17 protein-coding genes and 1 pseudogene are annotated in these 19,520 nt (G+C 65.3%); 2 read left to right on the forward strand and 16 right to left on the reverse strand.

Annotation, left to right across the window (positions count from 1 at the left end; translation table 11 throughout):
* Together H6B31_RS08035 and H6B31_RS08040 are read left to right on the forward strand one after the other, a co-directional pair.
* Positions 1 to 834, forward strand: a pseudogene (locus H6B31_RS08035) (hypothetical protein); the annotation flags it as partial.
* Positions 835 to 1,011: 177 nt separating this feature from the next.
* Positions 1,012 to 2,514: a peptidoglycan DD-metalloendopeptidase family protein gene (locus tag H6B31_RS08040; protein ID WP_204898050.1), complete on the forward strand. Its 1,503-nt coding sequence runs from the start codon at positions 1,012 to 1,014 to the stop codon at positions 2,512 to 2,514.
* A 396-nt stretch (positions 2,515 to 2,910) separates the two neighbouring features.
* Here the strand turns inward: H6B31_RS08040 and proS are convergent, their stop codons facing one another.
* The 16 genes from proS to H6B31_RS08120 form a co-directional block, all read right to left on the reverse strand.
* Positions 2,911 to 4,356 carry a proline--tRNA ligase gene (gene proS / locus H6B31_RS08045; protein WP_204898051.1) on the reverse strand — a complete coding sequence of 482 codons (1,446 nt, stop codon included), beginning with the start codon at positions 4,354 to 4,356 and terminating at the stop codon, positions 2,911 to 2,913.
* Positions 4,357 to 4,506: 150 nt separating this feature from the next.
* On the reverse strand, positions 4,507 to 5,202 hold the full coding sequence (locus tag H6B31_RS08050; RefSeq protein ID WP_204898052.1) for a hypothetical protein: 696 nt from the start codon (positions 5,200 to 5,202) through the stop codon (positions 4,507 to 4,509).
* A gap of 198 nt (positions 5,203 to 5,400) precedes the next feature.
* Positions 5,401 to 6,093 carry a hypothetical protein gene (locus H6B31_RS08055; RefSeq protein ID WP_204898053.1) on the reverse strand — a complete coding sequence of 231 codons (693 nt, stop codon included), beginning with the start codon at positions 6,091 to 6,093 and terminating at the stop codon, positions 5,401 to 5,403.
* Between the two features lie 145 nt (positions 6,094 to 6,238).
* On the reverse strand, positions 6,239 to 6,466 hold the full coding sequence (locus H6B31_RS08060) for a hypothetical protein (protein ID WP_204898054.1): 228 nt from the start codon (positions 6,464 to 6,466) through the stop codon (positions 6,239 to 6,241).
* Positions 6,467 to 6,624: 158 nt separating this feature from the next.
* Entirely contained in the window at positions 6,625 to 7,593 is a 969-nt protein-coding gene (locus H6B31_RS08065; protein ID WP_204898093.1) for a LysO family transporter, read from the reverse strand.
* Positions 7,594 to 7,719: 126 nt separating this feature from the next.
* Entirely contained in the window at positions 7,720 to 8,373 is a 654-nt protein-coding gene (locus H6B31_RS08070; RefSeq protein WP_204898055.1) for a precorrin-8X methylmutase, read from the reverse strand.
* Positions 8,370 to 9,590, reverse strand: coding sequence for a precorrin-6y C5,15-methyltransferase (decarboxylating) subunit CbiE (gene cbiE / locus H6B31_RS08075; protein ID WP_204898056.1), 1,221 nt, complete (start codon positions 9,588 to 9,590; stop codon positions 8,370 to 8,372). The genes H6B31_RS08070 and cbiE overlap by 4 nt, the downstream gene beginning before the upstream one ends.
* Before the next feature lie 746 nt (positions 9,591 to 10,336).
* Positions 10,337 to 11,068 carry a precorrin-6A reductase gene (cobK, locus tag H6B31_RS08080; RefSeq protein ID WP_204898057.1) on the reverse strand — a complete coding sequence of 244 codons (732 nt, stop codon included), beginning with the start codon at positions 11,066 to 11,068 and terminating at the stop codon, positions 10,337 to 10,339.
* Positions 11,065 to 11,799 (reverse strand): precorrin-3B C(17)-methyltransferase, encoded by a 735-nt coding sequence (cobJ, locus tag H6B31_RS08085; protein WP_204898058.1) that lies wholly within the window; start codon positions 11,797 to 11,799, stop codon positions 11,065 to 11,067. Before cobJ ends, cobK begins: the two co-directional genes overlap by 4 nt.
* On the reverse strand, positions 11,796 to 12,809 hold the full coding sequence (locus H6B31_RS08090; protein WP_204898059.1) for a cobalt-precorrin 5A hydrolase: 1,014 nt from the start codon (positions 12,807 to 12,809) through the stop codon (positions 11,796 to 11,798). The genes cobJ and H6B31_RS08090 overlap by 4 nt, the downstream gene beginning before the upstream one ends.
* A complete protein-coding gene (cobM, locus tag H6B31_RS08095) occupies positions 12,806 to 13,585 on the reverse strand; it encodes a precorrin-4 C(11)-methyltransferase (protein ID WP_204898060.1) in 780 nt (259 codons plus the stop codon). The genes H6B31_RS08090 and cobM overlap by 4 nt, the downstream gene beginning before the upstream one ends.
* Before the next feature lie 709 nt (positions 13,586 to 14,294).
* Positions 14,295 to 14,996 carry a precorrin-2 C(20)-methyltransferase gene (gene cobI / locus H6B31_RS08100; RefSeq protein ID WP_204898061.1) on the reverse strand — a complete coding sequence of 234 codons (702 nt, stop codon included), beginning with the start codon at positions 14,994 to 14,996 and terminating at the stop codon, positions 14,295 to 14,297.
* Positions 14,972 to 16,123 carry a cobalt-precorrin-5B (C(1))-methyltransferase CbiD gene (gene cbiD / locus H6B31_RS08105; protein ID WP_204898062.1) on the reverse strand — a complete coding sequence of 384 codons (1,152 nt, stop codon included), beginning with the start codon at positions 16,121 to 16,123 and terminating at the stop codon, positions 14,972 to 14,974. Before cbiD ends, cobI begins: the two co-directional genes overlap by 25 nt.
* 618 nt (positions 16,124 to 16,741) lie before the next feature.
* Positions 16,742 to 17,521, reverse strand: coding sequence for a sirohydrochlorin cobaltochelatase (locus tag H6B31_RS08110; RefSeq protein WP_204898063.1), 780 nt, complete (start codon positions 17,519 to 17,521; stop codon positions 16,742 to 16,744).
* Positions 17,522 to 17,626: 105 nt separating this feature from the next.
* Positions 17,627 to 18,433, reverse strand: coding sequence for an ABC transporter ATP-binding protein (locus tag H6B31_RS08115; protein WP_204898064.1), 807 nt, complete (start codon positions 18,431 to 18,433; stop codon positions 17,627 to 17,629).
* A gap of 10 nt (positions 18,434 to 18,443) precedes the next feature.
* Entirely contained in the window at positions 18,444 to 19,514 is a 1,071-nt protein-coding gene (locus H6B31_RS08120; RefSeq protein ID WP_191435874.1) for a FecCD family ABC transporter permease, read from the reverse strand.
* Positions 19,515 to 19,520 lie beyond the last annotated feature (6 nt).

Raw genomic sequence — 19,520 nt, forward strand, 5'->3', positions numbered from 1 at the left:
GGCCAGCCCGCCCAGGAAAATCCCCCCTACCACCTGTACCATCTGGGGGGCGGGCTGGCCAATCTGCTGCTGGCCGCCCTGGCCCTGCCGGTTTTTCTCCGCACCGGGGACCCGCTGCTGCGGGTGTTTGCGGGGGCCCTGGTTCTGATCGGGGGGTGGATCGCCGGAACCAACCTGATCCCCATGAAAATGGGCGGCGTGGCCAACGACGGGTACAACGCCAGAAACCTGGGAAAAGACCCCCTGGCCCTCCAGTGCAGCTGTGTCCAGCTCTGGATCGTGGAGGCCCTGCAGGAGGGGTACTCCCTGGCCGACATGCCGGAGGAGTGGTTTGACCTGCCCCCCAAGGCCGACCTGCAAAACGTGCTGATTATGGGGACGGCCATCCAGCGGGCCTCCCGCCTGATGGCCCGGGGAGAGCTGGAGGAGGCAGACCGGGCCATTCGGGAGCTGCTCTGCGGCGGCCATGACCTGCTGGGCCTGCACCGCCTGGAGCTCACCTGCGAGGAGATCTACTGCGCTCTGGTGCTGGGCCGGGTGCGGGAGGCGGAGCGCCTCTTTACGCCGGAGGTGCGCCGCTACTGCAGGCAGACCAGGAAATACTGCCCCGGCCGGGTGCGCCAGGCCTACGCCTGGGCCCTGCTGGCGGAGCGGGATGTGGAGAAGGCCCGCGATCTGCGCGCCGAGTTTGAGCAAGCGGCCGCCCGATATCCCTATTCCGGAGAGCTGGCCGGGGAGCGAAACCTGATGAACCGGGCGGACCAGGCATTCCGGGCTTCCAGCACCCAGAGCGGACGGGCGGAGCCTCCGGCGCAAAAAGTGGAAAAAATTTAAGGTTGTCCTGGACTATTTGCAGAAAATTCATAGTTTCTCTGGGAAAAAGTCTTGACGTGGCCCGTATTTCCGTGTATAGTTGCATTTGTAACCAAATTGTAATCTTTTCTTTTCCGGTCTGTTACTTTTCAGACGGGATGTTTGGAAACTATGGCGAGGTACGGCATGGAGAATATCATGAACGATCACAAGTTTACCGGCCGGCCCTCCTCTGAGCGGATGACCTTGGGGGAGCGCTGGGCCCGTTTCAAGCGCAGAGCTCCCCTCTACCGCCGCGCGCTGCGGGAGTGGGGCCGGATTCACGGCCGCCGGATCACCCACCAATTCCACAATGTGGTGGCGGGGAATCGGGCCGCCGGACCGGTCACCTTCCTGGCCTGTTCCGGCGCTCTGGCGGTGGCGTTGACCATGACCACGCTGTACACCCCCGCATACTCGGTCACCCTGGACGGGGAGAGCGTGGGAGTGGTGGCGGATGCGGAGGTGGTCCAGCAGGCCATGGAGACGGTGGAGGCCACCGGCACCTCCCTGCTGGGACACGACTATCAGATTGAGGGGAACCTGGAGTATGAGTTTGCCCTCACCCTCCGCTCCGATCTGACCTCGGAGGAGGACATTCAGAACTATTTTTACGGAAAGCTGGACAGCGTCAGCGGCGAGCTGCGCCAGTACCAGGTGGTGGTGGACGGCCAGGCAGTGGGCGCGGTGAAGGACGAGGACGGCCTGGACCGTCTGCTGGAGGAGCTGAAGGCCAAGTACACCAGTGAAAACACCGTCTCGGTGGAATTCATGGACACGGTGACCATTGAACCGGTGTATGAGGCGGAGAATTTGATGACCCTGAGCGAGATGAGGACGGCTCTCCAGGCCAACCAGGGGGGATCCACCACCTACACTGTGGTGGCGGGAGACACCTTCTATGGAATCGCCTACGCCAACGACATGTCCATGAGCGACCTGGAGGCGCTGAACCCGGGCATCGACATCAACCGGCTGATGGTGGGGGACGTGCTCAACGTGAAGGAGCTCACCCCGGTGCTGTCGGTCCAGACAGTGGAGGAGGTCACCTATACCCAGTCCATCCCCTGTCCGGTGGAAGAGGTGGAGGACTCCTCCATGTATGTGGGCGAGACCCGGACCATCACACAGGGCGTGGAGGGTCAGGAGGAGGTCAACGCCACCGTCACCTATGTGAACGGCCAGGAGACCGAGCGGACGGTGAACTCCACCACCACCCTCCAGGAGCCCACCACCACCGTCAAGGCGGTGGGCACCAAGGAGAAGCCCCGCACCGCCTCTTCGGGCAGCTATCAGTGGCCCATCTACGGACGAATCACCTCCTACTTCGGCGGCCGGTATATCTTCGGCAGCTACAGCTACCACTCCGGCATCGACATCTCCGCCTCCTATGGTGCGGCGGTGTGCGCCGCCGACGGCGGCACGGTGACCTACGCCGGCTACCGGGGCAGCTATGGCAACCTGGTGGTCATCACCCACGACAACGGGACCCAGACCTACTACGGCCATAACTCCTCCCTGACCGTGTCCGTGGGCGACAAGGTGTACAAGGGACAGCAGATCGCCCGGGCGGGCAGCACGGGCCGCTCCACCGGCGTCCACTGCCACTTCGAGATCCGGGTGAACGGCACCTCGGTCAACCCCCTGTCCTATCTGCCGTAACATTTCAAAGTGAAAAACCGGCCGTCTCCACAGAGACGGCCGGTTTTTTTATCTCTAGTCCTCAAAACAAAAGCGGGAGCACACGTAGAAACGGGGCGCGGCCAACGGCCGCGCCCCGTACAGGCTGTCGAAAAAGTCCAAGGACTTTTCCGACAGCCTGCAAAATGCCGTTACTTTTGCGCCGCTGTTCGGCGCAAAAGTCCTCGCTTCGCTTGCCGGAAGCCTTGCACAGCAAGGCTTCCGGGGCATTTGATCCCATTCGAGGCGGGCGGCTGCCCCCTCGAGCTCCCCCGCCCTGATTCAGGCGAATTTTACTCTGCGCAGGTTTTTCGAGAAACTGAGCGGGGCGCGGCCAACGGCCGCGCCCCGCATTATGTTGTTCCAGAAAAAGAGTGATTAATAGGCTACGCCCCAGTAGATCATGTGCTTGGCGGGCTTGCCGCAGCACACGCAGACGTCGCCCACGCTCTCCTGCTTCAGGGGCATGCACCGGGAGGTGACTCCCGCCTCCTCCTTCATCTTCAGCTCGCACTCCAGGTCGCCGCACCACATGGTCTTGGCGAAGCCGCCCTCGGTCTCCATGAAGGTCTTGACCTCGTCCAGGGTATGGCACACCTTGGTGTGGTCCTCCAGGTTCTTCTTGGCCCGGGCGTAGAGGCCGTCGTGGACCGCGTCCAGCAGCTCCTGAACCTTGCTCTCCAGCTCGTCCAGGGGGACAAAGACCTTCTCCCCGGAGTCCCGGCGGCAGATGCAGCACTGGCCCTTCTCCATGTCCTTGGGGCCGATCTCCACCCGCAGGGGCACGCCCTTCATCTCGTACTGGGCGGCCTTCCAGCCCATGGACTGGTCGGAGTCGTCCATGCCGGCCCGGATGCCGGCGGCCTTCAGGCGGTCCAGAAGGGCGGAGGCGGCCTCCAGCACGCCCTCCTTGTGCTGGGCCACAGGGATCACCATGGCCTGGATGGGGGCGATGCGGGGGGGCAGCACCAGGCCGTTGTTGTCGCCGTGGGTCATGATGATGCCGCCGATCATGCGGGTGGACACCCCCCAGGAGGTCTGGTGGGGGTGGTGAAGCTGGTTGTCCTTGCCGGTGAAGGTGATGTCAAAGGCACGGGCGAAGCCGTCGCCGAAGTAGTGGCTGGTGCCCGCCTGGAGGGCCTTCCGGTCGTGCATCATGCACTCCACGGTGTAGGTCTCCTCGGCACCGTTGAACTTCTCCTTGTCGGTCTTGCGGCCCCGGACAACGGGCATGGCCAGCACGTTCTCCATGAAGTCCGCGTAGATGTTCAGCATCTGCATGGTCTCCTGGCGGGCCTCCTCCTCGGTGGCGTGCATGGTGTGGCCCTCCTGCCACAGGAACTCCCGGTGGCGCAGGAAGGGGCGGCTGGTCTTCTCCCAGCGCAGGACGGAGCACCACTGGTTGTACAGCTTGGGCAGGTCCCGGTGGGAGTGGATGATGTTCTTATAGTGCTCACAGAACAGGGTCTCGGAGGTGGGGCGGATGCAGTAGCGCTCCTCCAGCTTCTCGCTGCCGCCGTAGGTGACCCAGGCGCACTCGGGGGCGAAGCCCTCCACGTGGTCCTTCTCCTTCTGGAGCAGGCTCTCAGGGATGAGCATGGGCAGGTACACGTTCTCGTGGCCGGTCTCCTTAAAGCGCTTGTCCAGCTCGGCCTGGATGTTCTCCCAGAGGGCGTAGCCGTAGGGGCGGTAGATGAACATGCCCTTGATGGAGGAGTAGTCAATGAGCTCCGCCTTCCGGCACACGTCGGTGTACCACTGGGCGAAGTCCACCTCCATGTCGGTGATCTGCTCCACCTGCTTCTTGTTGGGGTTTTGAGCCATGTCGTTTCAGTCCTTTATTGTAAAGTAAAAGAGATTGGAAAACTCGTACCCAATATTGTATAAATTCGGGGGAGAAAAGTCAAGTTTTCCGCCCAAGAAAGAAGAAGAAATTCAAGCGCTGGAGGGGAAAGCGGGCGGAAAAGGGAGCTGTCAGGCGAACTGGCCGGAGTAGTCCAGCATGACCAGGTCCACCGCCTGAAGCCCGGCCTCCTCCAGGGAGTAGTAGCCGCCCTTGTTCTCCAGCTGGAGGGGGATGGTAAGGCTCTTTCCGTAGACGAGCTGGGGGAGCTGGGCCTCGATGCGGTCCAGCAGAGCGTTGGCATACTCCTCGTTGAGGGCCTGATACTCCTCGTCAGTGAGGCCGGAGGTGTCGTTGCTGCGGACGCCGGCGGACTCATAGATCTGGTCCCGGATCTCCAGAAGCGCCTCATCGGAGAGGAGGGAGGGAAATTCGATGGGGGAGATGGTGACGTTCACGGTCACGTCTCCGCTCTCCAGCTCCTCCGCCTGGGCGACGGTGTACTGGGCGTGGGAGTAAATGGCCCGGATCACCTCCTGGGCCCGCTGGGTCACCGCCTGTGTGGGCTTGCTGACAATCAGGTAGGACAGGAGATCCTCGGCCTCCTGGGCCATATACGATTCATAGTCTGCCTCCGCCGCCTCGCGGTCGGCATATTCCGTCACCTTCAGGTAGTCCGTGCTGATCTCTCCCAGATAGTTGGCGTCCAGCAGTCCCTGGACATAGGTGTTGGCGTTGTCGGTCACAGAGCCGCTCTGGCAGGCGGTCAGCCCCGCCAGAAGGGCGGCCGCGGCCAGCGCGGCACACATTCGTTTCCATCGGTTCATAGAAGTTCCTCCTTTGCCTGCCCCGGAGAAATACAGGGGCAGCACCAGCATTCTAGCCACGTAGGGGGGAAAAGTCAACCTTCCGGCGGGGTTATTCATAGAAAATTCAATTTTCTGGAAGGGATAGTTAGGGAGGAAATGGGAGGGCGGCAGAAAAAGATCCCCGCCGCGGCTGCGGCGGGGATGAAAAATCGCAGGTTATGCGTAAGCGCCGTAATAATCGATCATGACCTCGTCCAGCTTCTGCATGCCCGAGTCCACCAGGGAGTAGTAGCCGTCCTCCTCCTTCATCTGGAGCATGATGACCTGATCCTGACCGTAGGTGAGCTGGGGGATCAGGGCCTCCAGCTGGTCCAGCAGGGCATTGGCGTACTGCTCGTCCAGAACCTGGTACTCCTCGTCCGACATGGCGGCGATGGCCTCGTCGCTGGCGCCGGAGGCCTGCTTCACAGACGTCCAGGCCGCCGCCATCTGATCCTCCGTGAGGAGGGGGATGATCTCGATGGGGGAGACGGTGACCTCCACGGCGATGTCGCCGCTGCCCAGCTGCTCCGCGTCGGCCACAGTGTACTGGGCGTGGGAGTAGATCTCATCCACCACCTCCTGGGCCCGCTGGGTCACTGCGTCGGTGGGGAGCTCCACCGCCAGGATGGACAGCAGATAGCCGGCCTCAATTTCCAGGTTGTTCTCGTGGTCGGCCTGGGCCTGCTCCTGGGTCATGTCCTCCACCACGTCGATGTAGTCCTGGCTGATCTCACCCTTGTAGTTGGCGTCCAGCAGCCCCTGGACATAGACGGTTGCGTCGTCGGTGATGCTGCTCCCGCAGGCGGTCAGTCCCAGCAGCAGCGCCCCGGCAGCCAGAAGGGCTCCGGCCCGCTTCCAATATCTCATCTCAGTTCCCCCTTATGCAGTCTCTCGAAAACTTGTGTGCGAAATCAATAAATTTCCTGAAAATATTTTAAGGTGTATAGGCGCAGAAGTCAATTATATCCTCCGATCTTTCACAGGAACTTTACAGAAATCCCAGTGGAGCCGGTCATTCCATGCGGATCAAAACAGTGTAGCTGCTGTTTCCCTCAAAGTCGGGCATGCGGTCCCAGCCGCCCCGCAGGGCGGTGCAGGACTGGTTCCCGGCCGTGACGGTCAGCTCCGGCGGTGCGGTGAGCGCGGTCTCAGGAGCGGGGGCCTCAGGCTGAGGGGCGCAGGCGGCCAGCAGGCCGAGGATGGCGGCGAGCGTAAAAAAGAAGGTGTTCCTGTGGGACATAAAAATCCTCCTCTTAGATAGAACTCTGACAATGTAGAGGGAGAAAGGAGGCTCACGTTGCGGGAAAATGGGAAAAAGCCCCCGAGCGGCAATGTGGAACCGCCCGGGGGACAGGATTCAGAGAGGCTGTGTTTTGAACTGCGGCCATTCCGCAGCGGTCAGAACGGCAGGGCGATGATGGCCGGGATGAGCACCGGCACAGACAGGGAAAGAATGACTCCAGAGGCGAAGGAGTAGATGGCCATGCGGTCGCAGGTGGCGCTGACCACCACGGGCAGGACGGTGTCCATGGCGGTGGCGCCGGGGAGAGCCACCGCCTCGATGTAGCCCAGCTTTTTGGCCACCACGGGGACGGCCACGATGGAGAAGAGTTCGTGCATGATGTTGGAGAGGAAGGCGGTGGCCGACACGGTGAGGGAGTAGGGGGCCAGCAGGGTGGGGGCCAGGGAGTACCACCCGAAGCCGGCGGAGGCGGCCACGCAGTCCTTGGGCCCAAGGGGGAGGAAAATGCCGGCCAGAGCGGTCATGGCGAAGGTGCCCGCCATCACGGCCAGGGGGACCAGGAGGACTCGGAACCCGGCGGCCTTCACGTCCTGGAGCATGGTGCCCTGCCGCCCCATGTCCACCCCCACCAGAAGCAGAAGCAGGTAGAGGCCGAAGTTGATGACCGTCCCGCAGTGGGCGGTGACCGAGTCGGGGAGGACAAAGTATCCGCCCAGCATGCCCAGGACCACGGCGGCCACGATCAAGACGGTGAGGCTGTGGTCCACGTGGGCCTTCTCGTGGCTGGCCTGGGCCTCCTCCGCCTGGGCCTCCTGGGCGGTGCGGCCAAAGGCGTCCATTTTCAGAATGTATTTCCGAAGGGCGTGGACCGCCAGCATGCTGCCGATCATGGAGGTGATGGTGATGACAAAGGCGTTCAGGCCGATGGAGCCCAGAGAGGACACGATCTCCTCGTTGGCCCCCAGCTCCGCCCCCAGGGTGAAGATCAGCAGCAGCAGGGCCGCCGTCTGAAACCGCCCCAGCCAGGGCATGGGTCGGGAGCGCACCCCAGGGCGGGAGCCGATAAAGGCCCCCAGCACCACCAGGGCCAGGTAGATCACCAGATTGGTCAGTGTGCCGGACATCTGCTGCAAGGGAAATTCCTCCTTTGGTGTGAGACGCAGAAAGGGCCGGGCAGCGATCTCCGCCGTCCGGCCGCGAGTATTGCACATTGTACCACAACCTTGTGGAAAAGTCCACGAAAATCCGCGCTATTTCCTCATTCCGGCCGCCTGGTAGAGCAAGGCGTTGCAGACGGCGGCCGCCACAGTGGAGCCACCCTTCCGGCCCATGGCCGTGATGGCGGGAACGCCCATGCGGCGGCACACCTCCCAGATGCGCTCCTTGCTCTCCACCACGTTGACAAAGCCCACGGGGACCCCGATGACCAGGGCGGGGCGGAGGGCCCCCGCCTCCATGAGCTCCGCCATGCGCAGCAGGGCGGTGGGGGCGTTGCCCACGGCAAAGACGGCCCTGGGGTGCTCTGTGGCCCACCGGTCCACCGCCGCCGCGGCCCGAGTGGTGCCCTGTTCTTTGGACTGACGGGCCACCTCCGGGTCGGCCATATAGCACAGGCGCTCCACCCCCAGGGCCTCACAGGCCCCGCGGTTGACCCCGGAGCGGGCCATGTTGGTATCAGTGACGATGGGGGTCCCGGCCTTCAGGGCGGCCACCCCCGCCTCCACCGCCCCGGGGGTGAACCAGAGGTTTTGGGCGTAGTCGAAGTCCGCCGTGGTGTGGATAGCCCGGAGCACCACCGCCGCCCGGTCCGGGGGCAGAACTATGCCCTGGGCCTCCAGCTCCTCCCGGATGATGCGCATGCTCTCCCCCTCAATGTCCATGGGGGTCCCGTGTTCCAGCTTCATACCAGCGCCTCCCTGTGTCCCGTGATGATCCAAACCGGGTTCTGCCCCAGCATCAGGTTGAGCCCCCCGGCGGGTCTGCTGCGGGCCACGGTGATCTGGGTGATCTTGGGCTCCATGCCCAGCTGGGTGAGGGCGGCCACGGCCGCACCCAGGGTCTCCACCGCGATGGCGGTGAGACACACCCGCACGGCGGGATTTTTTTCCACAGCCGCCTGCAAAATGGGGAACAATTCCCCGTCGCTGCCCCCGATAAAGACGCCGTCCGGGGCGGGGAGCTCCTCCAGCGCCTGGGGGGCCCGCCCCTCTGCCAGCTCCAGGTTATAGGCCCCGAACCGCTCCCGGTTGGCCCGGATGAGGGCGCAGGCCTCCCCCTTGCACTCCACCGCATACACCCGGCTGCGGGGGGCCAGGAGGGAGAGCTCCACGGAGACGGAGCCGGTGCCCGCCCCCACGTCCCAGTAGGTCTCCCCGTCCCGGACCTCCAGCTTGGCCAGGACGGCGGAGCGCACCTCCTGCTTGGTCATGGGCACATCCCCCCGGAGGAACACGCTGTCGTCCAGCCCCTGGGATCTGGGGGCGTTGGCGGGGGGCTCGTACCCCTCCACCAGCAGGACGGACAGGGGGGCGGTCTCCTGCCCCGCCAGCTCATACACCGGGCCGGAGCGGATGCGCTCACCGGGGTAGGACAGATCCTCCCCCACCGTGGCGGTGAGGTGCCCCAGACCGGCCTGGGACAGCCTCTGACACAGCGCGCCCGCACCACCGGCCCCGCCGGTGAGAAAGAACACCGGACGGCCCCGGGCGGCGAGCACCTCTCCCACCGGGTCGCAGGTCAGGCCGTGGGCGGAGACGACAGACCACTCCTGCCAGGGGCGGCCCAACTGGGCGGCAAAATATTGCAGACTGGAGACGCCGGGCAGCACCCGGACGGAAATGCCCCGCTCCCTCAGCAGAGGGAGAAGCGTCCGGGCCCCGGAGTGAAAGCCGGTGTCCCCGCTGTACAGCACGCAGGGGAAAGAAAAGTCCCGGCCCTCCAGGATCTCCAGCATATCCGCCGACTTGGTGGCGGGGAAGCGGGGGGCCTGGGGGGCGAGGGAGCACTCCTCCAGCAGGCGGCGGGAGCCGAGCAGACAGTCGGCGCGGCCCAGGGCCTCCGCTGCGGCGGCGGGGAGATACTCGGCCCCGCCGGGGCCCATGCCGATTAAGGTCACTTCCATGGGGGTTCCTTCTTTCTTTTATTTTGGAAAATTGGGGGGACGGGGGATTTCGCCGCCCCGGCGGCGAGCTTCTTTCTGGATGCCCAGAAAGAAGCCAAAGAGGCACCAGGGGTAAGCGCAATCGGCAGGCGCGTCTGCGCCGCCCCTGCCTCCATGCCGCTTACCCCTGGACCCCATTTTACGGGGGCCCAATTAGGAGAGTATTCCGGTTATCGCAAAGGCGCGGGTGGTTCAGTCGACTGGTTTCCCTTCTATTACCGCTGCCGCTGAGGGTCCGGTCACCTTTGGGTGTTTCTTCTATCGGTGGAAAGCGCGCCTTTTGGGGTGGTGGGGCTCAAGTTTGGCTCAGGGAAACGCGGGCGGCCACATGGGGCCGCCCCTACGGGCAAATCGGAACATTTGGGGGCGGGCCAGATGAGGACACCCGCCCCTACGGCGGAAACGGAATCGGGGCGTTGGTTCGGCAAACTCAGGCGCAGAAACGGAGCCGCACTCGCTCTAATTTTCCACAAACCCAGGGCCCAGTGGCCCGGAAGGAACCGCACCCAAGCACTCCTGATTTTGCGCGCCGGAAATGTTCTGCCCAACCCAAGGGGTGACCTCCGTAATGGGGGACCGGGGGAAAGCCGTCATTGGCGAACGAAGTTCGCCTCTGCGGCGTCCCCCGGCGATCCTTTGGTGACTTTCCCATCGCTGGGAAAGTCACTCGCCGCCCGCAGGCGGCGAAATTCCCCGCGCAGATTCTATCAATTCAGCACCCAATCCAAAACAGTATCCAAATCCTCCCCATCATCCTCCGGCCGTCCAATAACCACCAGGGAGACCCCGGTATTCTGGGCCGCGGAGACTTTCTCCCCGAACCCCCCGGCGGAGCCGCCGTCCTTAGTGACCATCCAGCGGATGCGGTGCTGCTCCAGAATGGCCTCGTTGAGTTTTTGGGAGAAGGGGCCGTGCATGGCGATGATGTTTTTGGTGGGGACCCCCGCCCGGCGGCAGGCGGATAGACTTTCCTCCACCGGCAGCACCCGGGGGTAGAGCCGCTCCGGCTCCAGGCCGGCAAAGGCGGACAGCTTCTTAGCCCCGATGGCCAGGAGGATATTTCCCTCCTGCCCCTGGAGAAATTGAGCGGCCTCCTCCGGGCTGCCCGCCAAAATACTGCCCGGCGGCAGCTGGCTCTCCCGCCGCAACAGGCGGCGCAGAGGAACTCCGGCGGAGCGGCAGGCGGAGCGGATGTTTGCGGAGACCTCCCGGGCGTAGGGGTGGGTGGCGTCCACGCACTTGTCGTACCCGGACAGCAGGGCCGCCATCTCCTCCGCTGTCCTCCGCCCCACCAGAGGGGTGATGCCGGGCAGGCCGGAGAGCTCCTCCGCCCCCAGTTCCGTGGCCACGCTGACGGCGGCGGAGACCCCGCGCCGGGACAGGGCCTGGGCCAGCAGGCGGCCCTCGGTGGTGCCGCCGAAGATCAAAAGGCGGCTCATCCCTTGGCCTCGTAGCCCCGGGGGGTGACCATCCGCCCGGAAATCTCCCGGGTGGACTGGGAGCCGATGAACACGGTGGTGAACATGTCCACCTGCTCCTCCCGCAGCTCCGCCAGGGAGACCAGGCGGTGTTCCTGGCCCTCTCGGCCGATGTTCTTCACCCAGCCGCACACCGTGTCCCCGCTCCGGTGTTTTAAGAGAATATCGCAGGCCCGCCGTAAATGGTCCCGCCGCTTTTTGCTCATGGGGTTGTAGAGGCAGAGCACAAAGTCCCCCGCCCCGGCGCAGTCCAGGCGCTTCTCAATCACCGGCCAGGGGGTGAGCATGTCGGACAGGGAGATCACCGCAAAGTCGTGCATCAGGGGGGCACCCAGCACGGCGGCCCCGGCCAGGGCGGCGGTGACGCCGGGGATGACCTCCACCTCCACCTCCGGGAAGTCCTCCGCCATCTGGAGGATGGGGCCGGCCATGCCGTACACCCCCGCGTCCCCGCTGCAGATCATGGCGGTGGTCTTTCCCGCCGCCGCCCGCTCCAGGGCCAGACGGCACCGCTCCAACTCCTGGGTCATGGGGGTGGACAGGATCTCCCGCCCCTCCTGAAATTCCCGGGCCAGATCCAGGTAGGTGGTGTAGCCGCACAGCACCTGGCTCGCCTCCAGGGCAAGCCGGGCCTGGGGGGTGAGCTGATCCGCCCCGCCGGGGCCTATTCCGATCACATAGAGTTGTTTCAAGGAAGTATCCTCCCGTCTGTATTCCAAGTGAGGGGCGGCTCCTGCCCCGCCAGGGCCAGGGTCACCCCGTTCAGAGCGGTCTTTTTCCGCAGCAGGACTCCCCCCGCCGCCAGGGCGGCGCGCTCACACACGTTGTCCACCCCGGTGATCTCCGCCACAAAGGGGGAGGAGGAAAACTCCCCCGCCACCGCCTCCAGTTCCTGGGCGGTGTAGGTGGTCAGCGGGAGGCCCAGCTCCCCGCATAGGGCCAGAAGCCCGGGCTCGTCCCCTTTCAAATCAATGGAGCACACCGCCTCCAGGCCCAGGGAGGAGAGCCGCTCCCCCCTCAGCACGGTGTCCAGCAGGGCACGGATGGCGCCGGCCCCCGTGCCCCGGCGGCAGCCCACCCCCGCCCGGAGGGTTCTGGGACACAGCCACAGGGCATCCCGCTCTGGGCGGTACCAGTCCACCACCACGTCCGCTGTTTCCCGCTCCCCAGCCAAAAGTCCGGCTGGCCTCTCCCCGGCGATGGGCCACCTGGACCAGAGGGAGACGGCCTTTCCCTCCAGCAGGGCGGAGGACACGTCCACGATTTTCTCCGGGTTGCATACGGCCAGCCCCTGAGCCCGGGCCCACTGGTCCACAGCGAAGGCCCCGTTCACATCGGTGGCGGTGGTGATAACCGCCTGGCCGCCCATCAGGGCGGCGATCTCCCGGGCCAGGTCGTTGGCCCCGCCCAGGTGGCCGGAGAGGATGGGGATGGCAAACTGGCCCCCCTCGTCCACCACAACCACCGCCGGGTCGGTGCTCTTGTGCCGCAGGTGGGGGGCGATGGACCGCACGGCGATGCCAGCCGCCCCCACAAAGATGAGGCCCTGGGCCCGGCCGAAGGCCTGGGCGGTCCAATCCGCCGCGGACGCTCCCGGCCCCCGGGTACAGGCGGCCTGGTGGCCCCGCCGGGTCAGTTCCTCCGCCAGCCGGGCGGCCAGGGCGGCCCCCCGCCGGGTGAAGGCGGTGAGTTCCAGCCTCATAGGGTCCCTCCCGGCTCCGCCGAGCCGTCCCCGGTGCGGTACTCCGTGGAGAAGCCGGGGTGGTACAGGAGGCTGCGCTGGTACTGATGGGAGAGAAAGTCCCCCACCAGCACCAGAGCGGTCTTGGAGATGTGGTGGTCCCGCCCCGCCTGGGCCAGGGTGCCCACGGTGCACCGGACCACCTTCTCCTCCGGCCAGGTGGCCTTGTACACCAGGGCCGCCGGGGTGTCCGGGGTATAGGCCCCCTTCAGCAGCTGGGCGGACAGCCCCTCCAGCATGCCGGCGGAGAGAAAGACCACCATGGTGCACCCGTGCTGGGCCAGGGAGGCGATGGACTCCCCTTCGGGCACCGGAGTACGGCCCGCCATGCGGGTGATGATGACGCTCTGGCTCACCCCGGGGAGGGTGTACTCCACCCCTGCGGCGGCGGCAGCCCCGCAGAAGGAGGACACCCCCGGGGTCACGTCCCAGGGGATGCCCCGCCGGTCCAGCTGGTCCATCTGCTCCCGCACCGCCCCGTAGAGGGAGGGGTCCCCGGTGTGGAGGCGGACGGTGTTCCCGCCGGCGCGCTCGGTCTGCTCCAGCACCTCCAGCACCTGCTCCAGGGTCATCTGGGCGCTGTTGTACACCGGCACGCCCTCCCGGGCGAAGCCCAGCAGGACGGGGTTCACCAGGCTGCCCGCGTATACCACGCAGTCGGCCTGCTTTAAAAGCTCCGCACCCCGGAGGGTGATCAGGTCAGGCCCGCCGGGGCCGGCGCCTACGAAATGGACCATGGGAAGACCTCCTTTTTCTTGCTTTTAATGCGCAGGGAATTTCGCCGCCCTCCTCCTTTTAGACTTCCCCCTGGGGCGGATGAGGGGCAGCTCAGGGAACAGACATCATTAGAAGAACCCCGTAGGGCGGGGGCTCGCCCCCGCCGCCTTGTTTTGTAGGGTTTCGCCATCTCCGCGCTAAGAGCCGCCCTGCGGGCGGTTGCGCTCCGAAACGCGCCTGCGGGCGCAGTGCGGGGCGAGTTCCTTTTCCGCGTGGAAAAGGAACCAAAAGACGCCAGGGGGTCGGCTCAAGATGGACACTTCGTGTCCATATTCGCCGTCCCCCTAGAACTCCCATTACGGGGGTTATCCCCTGGGCCGGGCAGAGCATTTCCGGCGCGCAAAATCTGAGTAGCGTTCCAGTATTCAATCCGGGCCACTGGGCCCTGGGTGTGCAAAAATTTCAATCGGTGCGGTTCCAATTCTGCGCCTGCCTGTTCCGAACCAACGCTCCGATTCTGTTTTCCGCCGTAGGGGCGGGTGCCCTCACCCGCCCGCCTTGCAATGGTCTGATTTGCCCGTAGGGGCGGCACACTGGGCCGCCCGCGTTTCCCTGTGCCCACCCTTGGCGGCTCTCAAGGTGAATTACCCCGTAGGAGCAAGGGAGGGGGCTGGGCCATGGGTTCCTTTCGGCCCGGGCAGAAAGGAACCCACCCCTCAAATACAATCCTTACGGTAAAATAATGGTTGTAAAATACCCGGAGGACTCCGGTTTTTCTTTCAAAGAGGAGAACACCCGCTCTCCGGGCAGGCCGCAGTTCTCTACCATCCCCGCCCGGTCCAGCCAGTCTCTCCGCTCAAGCTCCTCCAAAAGCCGGGGGTAGTTCTTGCCGGACTTCATCAAAATTTTGCTCCCGGGGAGGTCCAGGGTCTCCCCCGGGCCCTCGCCCCCGCCGGGAAGGATGTGCAGGGGGGTGTTGGCCTCGGTGAGGCTCCGGCCCAGCCGGGCGGCCACGGCGCAGAAGCTGGGCACGCCGGGGACCATGACACAGGGGAAGCCCTCCGCTTTTAGAATGTCCATCAGATAGCAGTAGGTGGAGAAGATGGACACGTCCCCCAGAATGGCCATGGCCACGTCCTGGCCCGCCTCCAGATAGGGGCGGACCGCATCCGCGGCGGCCCGGTGGGCCTCCTGCTGTTTGGCCCTGTCCCGGGACATGGCGAAGTAGAGAGGGAGAAGCGTCTTGCCCTCCAGGTCCGCCGCCTGCCGGGCGATGCTCAGGGCGGTCATCTCCCCGGAGGCGGTCTGGGGGGCGGCCAGCACGGGGCAGGCCTCCAGCACCCGCACCGCCTTCAAGGTCAGCAGCTCCGGGTCGCCGGGCCCCACCCCCACGCCGTAAAAGGTTCCTAGATGTTTTTTGCTGTGTTCCATGTATCCAAAATCTCCTTCGCCCCCCGGGTCATTCCCAGCAGGCCGTATTGATTGCTGAACAGCACTGCGCCGGTCTGCAAATCCTCCCCCGCCCGCCGGTCCAGATGGCGCTGGATGGCGGAGAGGAGGGAGGCCAGCACCGGCTCCCGCAGCTGTTTTTCCGCTAAAATTTCCAGACAGCGGTCAGTAGTGGCGCTGTCCATGAGGGCCTGGGCGGTCTCCCGGTCCGCCCCGCACAGGGCGGCGTGGGCGCAGAAAATCTCCGTGCGCCCGTCCGCCCAGCGGGAGTGGGTGTTGAAGATTCCACCCGCCAGCTTGACAAACTTTCCGATGTGGCCCACCAGAAGGATTTCGTGAAATCCCTCCAAGCGGGCGCTGTCCAGGGCCTCCCCCACAAAGTTGGAGCACCGGACCACCGGGACCTGGCCGGGCAAGTCTAACGTGCCGCTTTTCAAAAAGTCCATCCCATAGTTGCCCGGGGTGAGGACCAGGCGGCGCGCCCCGCCGCCGGCGGCCTGGCGCAGCTCCAGGGCCATGGTGTCCACCAGGGCCTGGACGCTCATGGGCTCCACAATGCCCGAGGTGCCCAGAATAGAGATGCCCCCCTCCACCCCCAGGTGGGGGTTGAAGGTCTTTCGGGCGGCCTCCCGCCCCCCGGGGACCGAGATGGTGACGAGAAGCCCGCCCGGCTCGTCCAGAGCTTTCCGCACCGAGTCCACCGCCTCATATATCATCCGCCGGGGCACCGAGTTGATGGCCCACTCGCCCACCGGCTGGTCCAGGCCGGGTTTGGTCACCCGGCCCACCCCCTCGCCCCCCCGGAGGGTAATCTCCTCCCCGGGCTGGCGGGTGACCGCGGCGGTGATGGGAAGGCCGTGGGTGGCGTCTATGTCGTCCCCGCCGTCCTTGGTCACCGAGCAGAACGCCGTGCCGCCCTCCAGGCGGGGGTCCTCCACCGGGACCTCCACCACCCAGCCCCTTGGGGTGCGCAGGGAGACCCGCTCCGGGACCTGTCCCGTGAGGAGCAGGCGGGCCGCCCCCTGGGCGGCCAGAGCGGCGCAGGTGCCGGTGGTGTAGCCGCAGCGCAGGCGCTTGCCGCCGGATTGGATGTAGTGGTCGAAAGACATAGAGGGCTCCTTTTTTCTTAATGGGGAGGTTCGCCGCATCGGCAGAAAAGTAGGCAAAGCGCCACCGGGGACGGCGGGCGGGTGAGGGCACCCGCCCCTACGACATATCCGAAGGTGCGTTTGATCTTTTGTAGGGCCCGATGCCCCCATCGGGCCGTTCCCGGGCGGCCCAGATGTGCCGCCCCTACGGCGAAAACGGACCGGGAGCGTTGGTTCGGCAAACCCAGGCGCAGTTGTGGAACCGCACCATTCGAAATTTTCCGTCCAACAGGCCGCCGAAGGCGGCCCCCAACGCCAAGCCCAGCGTAGCGGGTTTGCGCTGGAGAGGAGGAGCGATGGAGTGAACGAGCTTTGCCCGGTCCGGGCGAAGCGAGGGATACGAAATCCGCGACGACGAAGTAGCCCGGCGGGAATTTAGATTGCCACTCAAATTTTGCGCGCCGGAACTGTTGCAATATTTTCAGGTACGCGTCCCCCGTAATGGGGTCCGGGGTGCAGCGACTTGGAGCACCGGAACGGTGCTCCTCGGAGCGAACCCCGGCGGCGTTTTGGTGACTTTGCCGCCGTGGGCAAAGTCACTCGCCGCCCGCAGGCGGCGAAATCCCCCTGTGAGAATGTTTACTCCTCCAGCAGCTGCTCCAGCCGCCGTACATACAGCCCCTGGACCTGGGGCAGCCGCCCCAGCCCCTCCAGAACGGGGTGGACGGTCAGGCCCACCGCCTCCAGGCGGCTCTTCCAGCTCTCCGGGCCGGGGCCGGCGATGTCCTCCCGGGCGTGGGTGCCGGCGGTGAGCAGGAGGGGGGCCAGAATTACCCGCTCCGCCCCCTGGCGCTCCAGCACCGGCAGCAGCTCCTCCAGTCCGGGCCAGCCCTCCACGGTGCCCACCAGGATGTCCCCCCGGCCCGCCAGGCTGAGGGCCCCCTGGAGGGCGGGGTAGACCAGATTCCCCGGGTGGGCGGTGCCGTGGCCCACCAGCACCACCGCCTGCCCCAGGAGCCTTCTCCAGCGCTCCATGAGCACCCCGGCCAGGGCCCGGACCATGTCCGTGTCCCCCATCAGGGGCGGGGCCAGCCGCAGGTCCCGGAACCGGGGGCGGAACTGTTCGGCCGTGGCCGCGATGGCGTCGTACTCATAGCCGGGCAGCAGGTGGGTGGGCAGGAGATAGAGCTGCTCCGCTCCGGCGGACAGCTGCTCCTCCAGGGCCTCCTCCAGACTGGGGACGGCAGTTCCCCGCTGGGCCAGAATCCTCCGGATGGTGGGGCTGGTGTAGGCCCGGGCGAAGGGCAGCTCCGGTACACGGTGGCGGAGGGCCTCCTCCACGCCGCCGATCTCCTCACGTCGGGCCTCCTCGGCGGCGGTGCCGAAGCTGACGGTCAGCAGGGCGCGTTTCTCTTCCATCTCTGTTCCAACTCCTCTCTTGACCGGGGGAGGGGTGAGAGCCCCAGTTGTTTCCCGATCCAGTATACCATAGGTTTGGGGGAAGTCCATCTAAAATTCCCACTGTCATACCGAATTTTTGGGCGTGGCCTGGCCGCTTCCGCACGCTCCCTCCCCTTGGGAGCAGAAGAAAACGCGCAGGGCACCATCACGGCCTGTGAGGACCTCCGCCTCCACTTCATAGACTTCCCGGAGAAAAGCGGGGGTGAGCAGCTCCCGGGGAGTTCCTTCCCCCACGATTACCCCGTTTTTCAGGGCGTACAGCCGGTGGCAGTAGGCGGCGGCCAGATTCAGGTCGTGGATGGCCGCCACTACGGTGCGCCCGCTCTGGCGCAGCAGCTCCATGAGCTGAAGCTGATATTTGATATCCAGGTGGTTGGTGGGCTCGTCCAGGATCAGAATCGGGGTCTGCTGGGCCAGCGCCCTGGCCATGAGGACGCGCTGCTTCTCGCCGCCGGACAGGGTGGAAAACCCCTGTTCACGCAGCGGGGTGAGCTGTGTGCGCTCCAGGACCTGGGTTACCAGCGCCCGGTCCTCCTGGCTTTCGGTCTCCAGAAGGCGCTTGCGGGCCTGCCGCCCCATCATCACCACCTCCTCCACGGTGAAGTCGAAGGCGGCCTCTTGCTCCTGCGCCATGACCGCCAGACGCTGGGCCATCTCCCGGTTGCTCATCGCCAGAAGGTCCTCGCCCATGAGAGAGATATCCCCGGACTGGGGGTGAAGCACCTTGTAAATATTTTTGAGAAAGGTGGACTTGCCGCTTCCGTTGGGACCAATGAGGCCCACAAACTCCCCTTTCTCCACGTGAAAGTCAATGCCGCGCAGGATTTCCCGGCCGCGTACACGGTAGCGGACCTGTTTTGTCTCGATCATGCCGCACCCCCTATTGAAATTCGTAGCGGCGCACCTTGATCATCCACAAAAACAGGGGTGCGCCCAGGAACGCGGTCAAAATGCCCACAGGGATCTCAGCTGGGGGATGGATCATCCGGGCCCCCACATCGACCCAGATGAGAAAGATGGCCCCGAACAGGGTGGACAGGGGAATGAGCTTCCGGTGGTCCGGGCCAACGACGGAGCGGACCAGGTGGGGAATCACCAGGCCCACAAAACCGATGCAGCCGCTCACCGCCACCGAAGCGGCGGTGAGCAGGGCCGTAACGGTGATGAGCATGTTGCGCACCGCCGTCAGGTTGACCCCCAGGGTGACGGCGGAGCTGTCCCCCATCATCATGGCGTTCAGGGGCTTGGCAAGGGCCATCATCAGGAGAAAGGCCGGTGGGACCAGGAGGAGCAGGGGGGGCACGTCCGCCCATTCCGCACTGCCCAGCCCCCCCAGCATCCAGAAGGTGGCCTCTCGGACGGCGGCATCATTGGGGGCGGTATAGACGATGTAATTGGTAAAGGCCTGGAACATGGCGGATACCGCCACCCCCACCAGAATCAGCCGGATTGGGGTCACTGCGCCGCGGGTGCGGGCGAGCAGATAGACCAGAAGGATGGAGACCAGCGCCCCGGCGAAGGCCCCGGCGGTCACCGACAGGCGGCCCAGCACGGGCAGAGACACCCCCATCAGCATGGCCAGCACCGCCCCCAGGGAGGCCCCGGAGGAGATGCCTAAAATATAGGGCTCCGCCAGAGGATTTTTGGTAAAGGCCTGCATCCCGACGCCGGAGAGCGTGAGGGCTGCCCCCACCAGCCCGCCCAGCAGCACCCGGGGCGCCCGCAGAAACCAGACGATGTTTTGGGTGCTCTCCCGCACCCCCTCCAGCGGCAGGACGGAGCCGGTGAGCAGGCCGCCAAGCCGGTGGAGCATCACCTGCCACACCTGGGAGAAGGGGATGGAGACCGGACCAAAGCCGATGCCGGCGACCACGGAGACCAGAAGGACCGCCGCCAGCACCAGACAGCTCAGAAACGTGTGGGCCTTTACCAGTCTGCAAAACTGTTTCATACGCTG

Origin of the sequence: Pseudoflavonifractor capillosus (assembly GCF_016899775.1) — a bacterium.
Classification (GTDB): Bacteria; Bacillota; Clostridia; order Oscillospirales; family Oscillospiraceae; genus Lawsonibacter.